Source organism: Paenibacillus jiangxiensis, from assembly GCF_046098255.1.
GTDB lineage: Bacteria > Bacillota > Bacilli > Paenibacillales > Paenibacillaceae > Paenibacillus > Paenibacillus jiagnxiensis.
Window position 1 is genome coordinate 128,979 of the sequence record NZ_JBJURI010000003.1, and the last position, 12,406, is coordinate 141,384.

Below are 12,406 nucleotides of genomic sequence, written 5' to 3' on the forward strand. Positions count from 1 at the left end.
GTAATCGCAGGAATGAAATAAAGTGAACAACCGCTAAAATATGCGCTCTTTGGAGTGATACATGAATGCAACCAGCCAGGTTCCTCATGTCTCCCCAAGGGCGCTTTTTCCATGTCATTAGAAAAAACGGCTCAAAACCGAAATCAGTGCTTGACCAGGGGAATAGGTGCGAGTACGTATAAAAGCGCGAAAACCTTAACGGTTGTGGGAGACGCTATTTGAGTAAAAATGGGTGGTTAAAAAGTGTAACGGTTACCCGCGAGCTTATTTCTTGTTTTTCCACGGGTAAAGGGCTGTTTCGTCTGGATAAGCGCGCATACGATCGTTAGAAAAGAAACCTCCATTATTTCGGACGAATAAGCGCTGTGACAACCGTTGCAAAGAAGTGTACCGAATAGATCGATCATTCGAGGTGAACCCGTTGGCCAAGCCCCGATTTCTAGTTGAGCCAAAAAACAGGGCTTTTCTTTTCACGGAATATGGACTATAATTCAATCAACTTAACACCGTTAATTTATATAACAACGTTAATTTAAAGGAGAGAACATGGATGAGGAAATTTGATGTCATCATCATTGGCGCAGGCCTCGGAGGCTTGTCCTGTGCTGCAAGATTGTCCAGGCTCGGCTACCGGACGGCTGTGTTTGAGAGCCACAATCTGCCTGGTGGTTATGCAACGGAATTCCGCAGGAAGGGGTATCTGTTTGACGTGGCCTTGCACGGAGTCGGCGGGCTGGGAGAGGGCAGCTTTGGCCAAATGCTGCAAGCATGCGGAGCAGACAAAGGCATCGTGCCTTTGCGCAAAAAGCACCCCTACTCCATCCGCTGGGAAGGACAAATCGTTGATATCCCGTCCGATGCCGATGAATACGTGCTGCTTCTTAAAAAGATGTTCCCGGCCGAACAGGAAGCCATCGACAAGCTGTTTACAGGTATTCGCAGTTTTGCCGAAGGCTTCTCCGCCTTCTCCTCTCCCTTGCCTGCCTGGCGGAAGGCAACCGCGATGCTTAAAGCAGGCACCTTCATCCGCTGGACGCAAATGACAACGTGGGAGGCTGTACGGCAGTTTGGACTGTCCGAGAGCTTCACGGAATTTTTCACTGCCCTTTGGCCCTATTATGGTCTGCCTCCGAAGCGGCTGGCGGCATTGTACTTTTTCATTCCATGGCTTGGTTATCATCTTGAGGGCACCTATTATATTCAGGGCGGGGGCCAGGCACTGTCCAACGCTTTGGTTGACGTCATCCAATCTGCCGGCGGGGAGGTTCATCTGCGCAGCGAGGTGTCGGAGATCCTATACAAGGGCAGCAAAGCAACCGGTATAAGATTGAAAAAAGGCGAAGTCTGCGAGGCCAACTGGATTGTGTCCGGCATCAGCCCGCTGCTGACCTATGGCCGTCTGCTGCAGAACCATCCTGCCGCCCAGCATGAACTGGAGAAAATTACGGAGCTTGAGATCGGGACTTCGCTGACCCAGCTGTATTTGGGGCTGACCTGCGAACCGCATGAGCTTGGCATTATGCAGGAGGATTTGCTTCTGCACAATGAGCCGGACTCTGAAATGGATTACGCGGCAGCCATGCGCGGTGAATATGCAAAATGCAACTGGGGCATTACCAATTACAACGCCATGGACCCATCGCTCAATGAACCGGGGAAAGGGTGTATTGCCGTTACTTTTATAGATCGTTTAGAAAACTGGCCTGCAGACCGTGCCGAATACAAAGCTAAAAAATCTGCCGTAACACGCTTCATACTGGATGAACTGGAAAAGCATTATCCGGGGCTGACAGACAAAGTGGCGGTTGCTGAATTGGGCACACCCCGCACGATGCAGCGTTATACCGCTAACCCTGCAGGCGCCGTATACGGCTTCGCGCAAACCGTCCGCCAGTCCGGCATCAAGCGTCTGAAACGGACATCGCCGGTGCACCACCTGTCCCTGGTCGGCGCCTGGACGCAGCCGGGGGGCGGTTTTCAAGGGGCCATAGGCTCGGGTATAATGGAAGCTGATCGCATCGCAGCCAAATTGGGGCAGACAGAAAGGGAACATCATATTACTCATGAAGCATATCAAACGCCGAGAACGTGAAAGTGACGAAATCCGCCGTAAAATTATCGAGGCCGCCCGCTCGCTCTTTCTGAGCCAGGGTTATGCCGAGGTATCCATGCGCAAAATTGCGGATCGGATTGAATACTCACCAACGACCATTTATCATTATTTCGAAAATAAGGAAGCCGTCGTAAGCGAGCTGCTGAAGGAGGGTTATGCATTGTTCCTGCAGGCCCTCCGGCAGCGGGAGCAGGAAGCCAGCGCGGAGGGATTAAATTCCTTTGAAGTGTTGAAAACCGTATGCGAGTCTTATGTCCGTTTTGGACTTGAGCATCCGGAGTATTACAATGTCCTCTTCATTACCAACCTGGAAGGTGCCAGCTCGATCCTCATGGATGAAAATGATCGGTTACAAGGTTTTGAGATGCTGGAAGGCGGAATCAGGAACGCTGTCCATGATGGCTACATCATGACCGCTGATGAGCTGCTGACCGCAAGAAGCATCTGGAGCATGCTGCACGGCCTGACTTCGCTGCTGCTGAGCTTTGATACTCAGCTTGCAGACTCCAGGGATGAGCTGATTTCCTTCACCATTGACACGTTTTTCCGGGGTCTGAGCCGGTAAGACGCCTTCTTCCGAATATGTGAACACGTGAAAAAATGAAGTGCTCCAAGATGCCGACTGACCTGGGGCACTTCTTTTTCATGTCCTGAGACGCTCCGAGAAAAAACCATTCCTCCAATCACTGTTGACCTCCGGGCCAAAGGTGTGAACGCTCCGCTTTTCCGGAATTGCTTCTTCCTCTCCGCTGCCGCGTAAAAGGGTGGGAATTAGAGCAAATTCCCGTTGTTTTCGGCTTTGCGCCCTTCATGGACGGTGCCCTATATAGCAGAAAAAGCGAGTATTGGTGGAAATTTCGACCACCGATACTCGCTCTTTTAAATCCAATATTATTTCTTCGAGACTGCTTGCTACAGTCTGCCTCCTTAAGGACATGCCTTTCAGATTTAAAGACTCGCCTTATTGGGCCAAATGAAAGACGGATGCATCCGCGCTGCTGTCCGCAGGCTTGATGCTGACCTTTTCATACTTGCTATCCAGTTCCACGCTTGTCTGGGTGTCCGTAATCACCTGGATGTTCATTTCACCTGGCTTCGGACTAGTCAGTTTGTAATAGATGACAGCTTCCGAATCACTGACATAATCCACACGGTCTACAGCGATGCCATAGCCCGGATTCGGCGCTTCATGACGGGTCAAGGTGACTTTGTTCTTGGCGCTGCTGACTGGTTCGATGGACATCGTCACCTGATCCTGTACGTTATCCGACTGGTCCGGTTGGTCAGGCTGCTCTGGTTGCTCCGGCGTAGGCAATGGTTCTGCCGATTGAATGGCCTTCATTTCTTCTACATATTTGACGGCATTATATACCATTTCCGCCGCCTCAATCCGAGTAATTTCCCGGTTCGGATAGAAATTTCTCTGCTCATCCAGACTTGTGATCTTCGTCAACAGCAGAAATTGGATTGCCCATAGAGAGTCCGCTTCAAAGTCCTTCTCATCTGCAACTGAAATGTACAACTTGATGACCGGATACTGCCCAGTCGTGTTGATCGCTTCATAGAGCATGTCCGCAAATTGTTCTCTCGTCATTGGCGAAGCGGGTTTTATATCCCCGGAAACAGGCAGCCCGTTCTCGGCAGCGATCTGGAATGCCTGTGCATACCAGGCATCAGCCGGGATGTTGGCGTAAGATGCGTCTGTCACATCCGGTTTGGCTTCAAGACCCATCGATTTCACCGCCAGTTGTACTCCTTCCGCTACGGTCAGTGTGCGTGACGGAGCAAATTTGTCCGCAGATACTCCGTTTACAATCCCTTTGGATTTAAGTGCTTCCACCTGCTGGAGCTGTGTACCGGATAAGTCGCCAAAAGCAAAAGCAGACGATGCTGCCGCGAGCGAGCAGGCAACTGCAATAAAGCTGATCACTTTCTTTTTATGTTTCTTCACAATCTGCACCTCCAAAATGACTTGACTTCTGTATTCTCAGACGGCCTGTTATGTGAAAAGGTTTCACCTTATGGAAAAAAACATCTTTTTGCATAAACTGGCCCTTACATCTGGTTCGGGGCATGAAGGCCAAGCAGACGCAACGACCGTGCCAGAAGCTCTGCCGTTAGCTCAGTAATCAGCAGCCGCAAGGGCCCGCCATCCTCGATTCTTTCATGATGGTAAAAGCGGTTAAAGGACTGGGCCGTATCCAGGGCAAAACGGGCCATGACCCACGGCTCCAGCCGATTCACCGCGCGTTCCAGCGCCTCCGGGTAACGGCTGAGCTGTTTGAGCAGGGACCATCCGGCCTCACCGAGCTGGCCCGTGTGTCCTACCGAAATTTGTTGTTCAGTATTCGGACCAGTATTTAGTCCAGCCTTAAGTCCGGTATTCAGATCGGCTTCGCCACCTGCATGCTGCCCCTTTAACCGGTTCAATACACTTTTAATCCGGGCATGCGTGTATTGAACATATGGTCCCGTTTCCCCGTCAAAGCGCAGCGCATCCTCAAGCGAAAAATCGACCTCGTTGATCCGGTTGTTTTTCAAATCGCCAAAAATGACCGCTCCGATTCCGACCTGCTCGGCGACAGTTTGTTTGTCGAACAGATCAGGGTTCTTTTCCTGGATGACGGCCATGGCGCGGGACACCGCTTCATCCAGCACCTCGTTTAACATGATGACCTTGCCGCGCCGGGTGGACATTTTCTTCCCTTCAAAGCGCATCAGCCCGAAGGGAACATGCTCGCATTGCACAGCCCAAGCGGCTCCCATTTTACCCAGGACGGCAAACACCTGCTGGAAATGCAGCTTCTGCTCAGCCCCTACCACATACAGAAGGCGGTCAGCCTTCATTTCTTTTCTGCGGTAAATGGCCGTTGCGAGATCACGGGTCGGGTAAATGGTGGTACCGTCCGTTTTCAGGATCAGGCATGGAGGCATGCCCTCGTCATCCAGTCTTACCACCATAGCTCCTTCGCTTTCTTCTAGGAGCCCCAGGCTGCTCAGCTCTTCGACGACCGGTCTCATTTTGTCGTTATAAAAGCTTTCACCCAGCACATGATCAAACGTAACGCCAAGGCGCTTATACATCCGGTTAAATTCCTGCATGCTGATGTCCACAAAATAACGCCACAGCCGGTGCGCCTCGGAATCGCCTTCCTCCAGTCTGCGGAACCAGTCGCGTGCTTCCGTCTCAAGGGAAGGGTCCTGCTCTGCTTCATCATGGAACCGGACATATAGCTTCAGCGATTCGCCGATCGGGTCTTTGGCCAGTTCCTCGTCCTTACCCCAGCGCTTGTAGGCTGTAATTTGTTTGCCGAATTGCGTCCCCCAATCGCCTAAATGATTAACACTTATTGTCTCATAGCCTGCTTCCCTCAACAGACGGTACAGGGCAGCGCCGATCACCGTGGAGCGCAGATGGCCGATTCCGAACGGCTTGGCAATATTGGGGGAGGACATGTCAATCGCTACCCGCTTGCCCTGTCCCAGGTCAAGTTTGCCAAAGCCATCTGCGCCGATCTGCTCCAGCAGCGCCGGGGCGTAAACGGCCGGATCAAGCTTCAAATTCACATAAGGTCCAGCTGCTTCCGCGCTCACACCGTGGGTTTGATCCAGGGCCACGGCGAGCTCAGCCGCTACGTTTTGCGGGGACATCCGGCGTGATTTTGCGAATACAAAGCAAGGCAGCGCGGCATCCCCCCACTCGGGATTCGGGGGCTGCTCCAGCAACTGCAGCAGTTCATGCTCAGACAGGCCTGTAGGCCCGCTCAGCACCTGGGCGGCAATGTTCATAATCATGGACGAACACATCCTTTTTCTGAAATATATTAGCTGAAAATCAAAAAAGCCTTCGCCTCATAAAAGAGACGAAAGCTATGCTGCCGCGGTACCACTCTTCGTGAAGAGCCCTTGTTCGGACTCTTCCCCTCGATACTGATAACGGCAGTAAGCCGGACAGATCTGCCTACGGTCTCCCGTACTGGACCTGCCATCTCCAGGGTGCGCTTCACCGTGTGCCCCATGCCGGCTCCCACCACCCCGGCTCGCTGCTATGAGACTTGTACGGTTACTCTCCCGTTCGCGGACGTTAAATTTACATTATTATACTGATTCTGCGGCTTCGACACAAGCTTATATTTCCTCTTCTAACGTTAAATATTGATGAATTCGATGAAATGAAGTCTACGATTGCTTTCCATCCTTACACACGCACGTTGAGGAACTCATCCATCTCCACTGGGATGGGCTTACACGGTCACATTTCAAGTTACTCCCGCACGGGGAGTAACGACATCGAGGCACACAACGAACGCAGCCGCGCTATCTTTCAATCCATACTCCCGCACGGGGAGTAACATCAACCTGGCGTTTACCTGCAGGCATTGGGAACTTTCAAACCATACTCCCGCACGGGGAGTAACTTTTTGTGGTTATAATAAAATACAATTAGATGAAGCGCTTTCAATCCCAAAGCAGCTGAATATTTCCCCTTAGCCCTTTTCAGGAACGATTTGACCGCCTCATCTTTAAATGACAATCTGAACACCATCCTTCAAAATGTTACTTTTAAAAGTAGGCAGTACTTTTCCTGAGTCCCAGTCATCTTTGTTAAAGTACGTTACGCTTATAGGCGGCTCGTAGTACGGATTTATATCAAAAAGCATATCCGACAAATAGTGTCTATTCTCAGGACGATCCTCTAAATCTGTCAGAACCAACAAATCTATGTCACTTCCCGATTCAAAATCCCCCCGAGCTTTTGATCCAAAGAGAATGGCTTGTCTAACTTTGAAAGGATCTTTAATTTTGTGTAACACTTCTGTTAAGACCAGTTTTTCCTTCTCTACAAGGAAGTTCAGACTAGATATTTCTGAGCTGCGCATAAGTCTCACACCACCTTATCTTATTCCTGTGCAGGGAGTAACATTTGCGATGTAAAAATAAGCAATCGTATCCCGCTTTCAATCCATACTCCCGTGCAGGGAGTAACCGATGCGCCCGTTCCGGATGCGATGCCTGCTGCACCTCTTTCAATCCATACTTCCGTGCAGGGAGTAACGCGGGCTGTTTTGGCCCTTGTCCCGTAAGGGTTTGGAGGCTTAAAAGTGCGAACCCCCTAATCGAGTATCATTTTGAGCAATACATTTTGTATGAAAAACCTTGAAAAACCGCATAAAACCTGGTGGTGCGAATCTCCCGGGAATTTCATGTGCGCTTGGGGTTCGCACTCACGGTCGTCCACCAGACAATCTGCCACTCTTCCATTTATAATAGCATAATTTATACCAAACTAAGTAACATTAAACCTGTACTTGGATGCCGCCTTTTTGTTAGCAATGAAAACTGGTATACACCGAATCCCAATTCGGAGAGTTATTTGAAAAGCCATTTAATATTTGAATATTGTAAGTTCTGGTCTCCTTCTTGCGGTTTTCATTCAGATGGAAACAGTCTCTTATCCGAACTTCTAAAACCGAAAAAAAGGAGCCTCGGCAACCAGCCGGACTCCTTCTATCATCACCCTATATACAAATATCCCACTTCCTGAACGAGACAAGCGAGCAAGTTCCTTCGGCAAAAGCCTGAATGCCCAGCGATTCCGGGCCGGGATAAATGCGGCCGGTAAGGACATACTCGCCATCGCCGATAAACACCTCTACTGAGCTTTTGTCCACGAAAATGCGCAGCTCCAAACGTCCCTCTTGCAAACCGAGGTGTACTCGCCTCTCGCCCCCCGGTCCGATCCCTGAACGGTCACGGTTGAAACGGAACAGACCGTCGTTAGGACGGTACGACAGCACCGTCTCCTCGCCGCTGCCTACCCGTATCTTCAAACCGAATTCTTCAGTTATACCTGCTTCAAATTGAAATACAGCCTGCAGCTCATAGCTGTCTCCACCTGTCTCCAAGGTCTGCTCGCCTGTCAGCACCGTAACCGGCTGCTCGAACAGATTGGAACGGTATTTCTCCGTCTCTTCCAGCGGGCGGAACAGCAGCCTGCCGCCGTCGATGACCGCCTCCCGTGGCAGACTCATCGCGCCGGCCCAATGATGCCCTTGCTGGGTCGGCATCTCCGACTCCCACATATCCATCCAGCCGATGATGATACGCCGTCCCTTATCATCCACCGTCGACTGCGGGGCGTAGAAATCGAAACCATGATCCACGGGCGCATACCGCTCTGCTGTAAAGGTCCCCGCAACCGGATCAAAATCACCGATACCATACATGGTCGAATGCAGATTCCGGTACGCTTCTCCCTGGGCTGGCATGCGCTGCGGGGAGAGCATAAAGACATCCCTGCCGCCAAGCGGGAACAGGTCTGGACATTCCCAATTGTCACCGAAGCGTCCGTCACTCTTGGCAAGCACATTGACATACGTCCAGCTGCGCAGATCATTGGAGCGGTACAGCAGCACAAGCCCGTTCCCCTTGGCGTCATTGGAACCAAGAACAGCGTAATACTGATCGCCGTGCCTGAATACTTTAGGGTCGCGGAAATCTTTGCGGCTAACCGTGTCCGGGACAGCATCATAACCGATAACCGGGTTGCCCTCCCATTTTTCGAATGTCACCCCGTCTTCCGACACGGCGATGCCCTGTGACTGCTTGTAATCCTGATCTTTGTCCGGTCCAGTTACGACATGTCCCGTGTACATGAGGACAAGCTTGCCGTCCTGCTCAATGGCGCTGCCGGAAAAGCAGCCATCCCGGTCGAGCACACCGTCTGGAGCCAACGCAACCGGCAGGTAATCCCACTTCATAAGATCACGGCTGACGGCATGCCCCCAGTGCATCGGTCCCCACACCGGCTCGTAGGGGTAATGCTGGTAGAACAAGTGATACTGTCCATTATAGTGAATAAATCCATTCGGATCGTTCATCCAGCCGAACTCGGCCATCAAATGATAGTTCAACCTGTAGTCCGGACGAAGCATATGCTTCGATTGGGAAATAAATTGATCAGCCTGCTCTCTCGTATACTTTCTAGTCTGTTTGATAAGGCATCCTACCCTTTTAAGTTATTTAATCGAACCTTGCATAACACCCCGAATAATATACTTCTGGGCGAACAGATAGATGATAATGACGGGAAAAATGGTCAGTACCAGACTTGCCATTAGCGGACCGTAATCCACGGTATAGGTTCCGTAAAAGTTATAAGTGGACAGCGGCAGCGTCCTTTGCTCCGGATCGACCAAAATGAGCGAAGGCAGCAGAAAGTCGTTCCAGATCCACAGCACATTCAGAATGGAAATGGTTGCTGTCGTTGGCATCAGTACCGGAAACACGATGCGGAAGAAGGTCTGAACCCGTGTGCAGCCATCAATCAGGGCCGCTTCTTCCAGCTCCTTCGGTACCCCTTTTACAAATCCATGATAAATGAATACAGCCAGCGAGCTGCCAAAACCGATATACATGTAAATCAGCGACCACTTGCTGTTCAGCAAATCCAGTGAGCCGTATATTTTCACCAATGGAATCATGATGGCCTGGAACGGAATGATCATGGAAGCCACCATCAGCAGAAATGTATATTGATTGAATCTGGTATTGTTTCTGACAAAATAATGTGCCGTCATGGCCGCGAACAGCGAGATACACATGACACCCAACACCGTGATGATCAATGAGTTGGCAAAAGCATCGATATAATTCATTTTTTCGAACGCATACGTATAATTGGCCAGTTTAAAGCTGTCGGGAAGCGCTAACGGATTGGAGGTAATGGCCACGTTCTCCTTGAACGAGTTGATCAGCAGAAAAACGAACGGTACGATAAACAAAATAAGCACGACGGTCAGCACAATAAATTTGAACACAGCGGAAGCAGCTTTTTTGCCTGTCATTATGCTTCCACCTCCAGCTTCTTGCTGAAATAAACCTGCAGCAGGGTAATAAGCGCAACCATCAGGAAAAGCACGAATGCTTCAGCCTGGCCCACACCATAATCACGGGAAAGGAATGCTTTTTCATATACATGCATCGACACCATTTGCGTGCTGTCGAACGGTCCGCCTTTCGTGAGCGCCAGGTTCAGATCATAGACCATAAAGCCGCGCTGCAGGGACAAAAATATACATACGATAAAAGAAGGCACCATCAGGGGCAGCACCATTTTCCGCAATCTGACCCAGCTGTTTGCCCCATCAATGCTGGCGGCCTCCATAATATCATTCGGCACACCAGTCAATCCCGCAATGTAAATGACCATCATGTAACCCGCGTTTTGCCATACCGTTACGATGACAAGTGCCCAGAACGCTTTATCAGGATCGGCCAGCCAGGTCGCGGCGAGCGACTGGATGCCGGCATTTTGCCCCAAATAAACAAGCACATAGTTGAAAATAAATTGCCAGATAAAACCGAGCACAATACCGCCGACCAGGTTGGGCAGGAAAAATCCTGCCCGGAAAATACTCTGTCCTTTTAACCCCTTGGTCAGCACGTATGCCAGCATAAAGGCGATGACATTGATCAGGACGACGGTATAAAACACATATTTCAGCGTCAAGCCGAATGATTTCCAAAACTCAGCATCCCGGAAAACAGCCAGATAGTTTTGCATGCCTACCAGCGATTGTGTTGTCGAAATACCGTCCCAGTTCGTAAACGTCAGGTAGATGCCGTACAAAAACGGAATGATCATTACCGTCGTAAAGGCAAACAAGGTAGGCCCGGTAAACAGCAGCCGCAACCGCAGCCGATTCAACACTCCTTTTTCCGCAATCATGGTGATCCCTCTCTTTATTCCGGTTTTCTCTCCTGTTCAATGCGCTTGAAAAAAAATCTTATTTCACGGTTTTCCAGTAGTCTTCGATCTCTTTAGCCAATGTTGCGCGGTCGCTCTGTTTTGCCAAATATTTTTGCATGGACGCTCCCGTCTTGGCCCAATGGTCGGCAGGCAGCATGCTCATCGACGGCTCTGACTTGCCTCTTGCAATGTAATCCTGAATAGACTTGCCGAGCGGGTCGGCCGCAGGCAGTGTAATATTTTTGAACGCCGGGATAATGTTCGCTTTATTCACAAGGAAATCCTGGCCTTTGTCTTCATAGACGATCCAGTTCAGGAACTTCTTCGCTGCCTCCTGCTGCTCCGGTGTGGCTTTCTCCTTGTCAATGACAATACGTTTGGATACGGCGGACGAAATTTCCTGATTGCCGTAATCATCGGCATTATTGCTGATCGGTACAGGCAGGAAACCGTATTCTTTGTTAGCGGTATCAAAACTGCTGATTTGCGGCCACGCCCAGTTCCCCATGAACCAGAGGCCTACTTCTCCCTTGCCAAGCAGCTCCGGCCCGCGTTCATACGCTCCTGCCAGTGGGGAAGCCTGGTCGATGTTGTGCTTCATCATCATGTCGAATGTATCCATAAGTCCGTTGAATACCGAGTTGTTGGCTAGGTTAGCCTGACCTGCTTTCAAAGAAGCCATGAATTTGTCCACTTCAGCCATGTCTTTGCTTTGACCGGCATAAGCCAGAGGCAAGTAATGAGCGCCCAGCGACCAGTCCATCGGCGAGATCACCAATGATTTTTTCCCGGATGCCTCAATTTGCTGGAACAGCTTTTCAAGATCGTTTCTGGTTTTGATTGTGGCAGGATCAAAGCTTCCACCAACGGCTTTGTCAACGACGGCTTTGTTGTAAATAAATCCGTAGCCTTCAATTGCGAATGGGAACGCATAGTTTTTACCGTCAAATGTTGTTGCTGTCGTAGCGTTGTCAACCGTATCCGCATTCCATTTCTCCCCGCTCAGATCGAGGATGCGGTCCTTGAATTTCTCGACATCGGCTGTATCCAGCATGATCATGGTCGGCGGGTTGCCTGATGCGTATAATGCGGAGGCACGCTCAAAAGGAGAGCCGCCCGCAGGAACCGGCTGAATTTCCACCGTAATGCCCGGATGATCTTCCTGGAATGCTTTGACGGCATCCTCAAGCTGTGACAGAATTTCACCTTTGGAGTTCAGCAGCGTAATTTTCACATCTCCCGAACCCCCTGTCCCTCCCCCGGACGCCGAATTACTTTCTCCTCCGGAGCCTCCGCAAGCAGACACCACCATTACCAAAAGAAGCAGCATGACCATCCATTGAAACCTTTTGAATTTCGTCGTCATTTGTTATCCCCCTGTTCTTACAATATCAGAGCTCTCATGAAGCGCTTACAACCGAATTATATGTCAAAGGTTTAACCTATGTCAATCGTTTGACATATCAAACCTTTGACATCCCTAAAAAAAATTAAAACAGGGGCGGCTTTTCCCCTGTCTTAACCCTTTACCTCTTCAGGAA

At 50.3% G+C, this 12,406-nt stretch carries 9 protein-coding genes and 1 other annotated feature; of the genes, 2 read left to right on the forward strand and 7 right to left on the reverse strand.

Annotated elements, in window-relative coordinates; all coding sequences use genetic code 11:
- Positions 1-550: 550 nt before the first annotated feature.
- Positions 551-2,092, forward strand: coding sequence for a phytoene desaturase family protein (locus ACI1P2_RS04210; RefSeq protein ID WP_355317141.1), 1,542 nt, complete (start codon positions 551-553; stop codon positions 2,090-2,092).
- Positions 2,064-2,678 (forward strand): TetR/AcrR family transcriptional regulator, encoded by a 615-nt coding sequence (locus tag ACI1P2_RS04215; protein WP_355317143.1) that lies wholly within the window; start codon positions 2,064-2,066, stop codon positions 2,676-2,678. Before ACI1P2_RS04210 ends, ACI1P2_RS04215 begins: the two co-directional genes overlap by 29 nt.
- 396 nt (positions 2,679-3,074) lie before the next feature.
- On the opposite strand, the gene ACI1P2_RS04220 is transcribed toward ACI1P2_RS04215, so the two are convergent.
- The 7 genes from ACI1P2_RS04220 to ACI1P2_RS04250 form a co-directional block, all read right to left on the reverse strand.
- Entirely contained in the window at positions 3,075-4,064 is a 990-nt protein-coding gene (locus ACI1P2_RS04220) for a protease complex subunit PrcB family protein (RefSeq protein ID WP_355317145.1), read from the reverse strand.
- A 104-nt stretch (positions 4,065-4,168) separates the two neighbouring features.
- A complete protein-coding gene (argS, locus tag ACI1P2_RS04225) occupies positions 4,169-5,908 on the reverse strand; it encodes an arginine--tRNA ligase (RefSeq protein WP_355317147.1) in 1,740 nt (579 codons plus the stop codon).
- 61 nt (positions 5,909-5,969) lie between these two features.
- Positions 5,970-6,201 (reverse strand) — a binding site (T-box leader).
- A gap of 435 nt (positions 6,202-6,636) precedes the next feature.
- The gene (locus ACI1P2_RS04230) at positions 6,637-6,993 is read right to left on the reverse strand and encodes a nucleotidyltransferase domain-containing protein (protein WP_355317149.1); all 357 of its coding nucleotides are present in this window, start codon (positions 6,991-6,993) and stop codon (positions 6,637-6,639) included.
- Positions 6,994-7,632: 639 nt separating this feature from the next.
- A complete protein-coding gene (locus ACI1P2_RS04235) occupies positions 7,633-9,048 on the reverse strand; it encodes a glycoside hydrolase family 32 protein (RefSeq protein WP_355317151.1) in 1,416 nt (471 codons plus the stop codon).
- Between the two features lie 84 nt (positions 9,049-9,132).
- Positions 9,133-9,960 carry a carbohydrate ABC transporter permease gene (locus tag ACI1P2_RS04240; protein WP_355317153.1) on the reverse strand — a complete coding sequence of 276 codons (828 nt, stop codon included), beginning with the start codon at positions 9,958-9,960 and terminating at the stop codon, positions 9,133-9,135.
- A complete protein-coding gene (locus ACI1P2_RS04245) occupies positions 9,960-10,844 on the reverse strand; it encodes a carbohydrate ABC transporter permease (protein ID WP_355317155.1) in 885 nt (294 codons plus the stop codon). Before ACI1P2_RS04245 ends, ACI1P2_RS04240 begins: the two co-directional genes overlap by 1 nt.
- Before the next feature lie 58 nt (positions 10,845-10,902).
- A complete protein-coding gene (locus tag ACI1P2_RS04250) occupies positions 10,903-12,231 on the reverse strand; it encodes an ABC transporter substrate-binding protein (RefSeq protein ID WP_355317156.1) in 1,329 nt (442 codons plus the stop codon).
- Between the last annotated feature and the right edge of the window lie 175 nt (positions 12,232-12,406).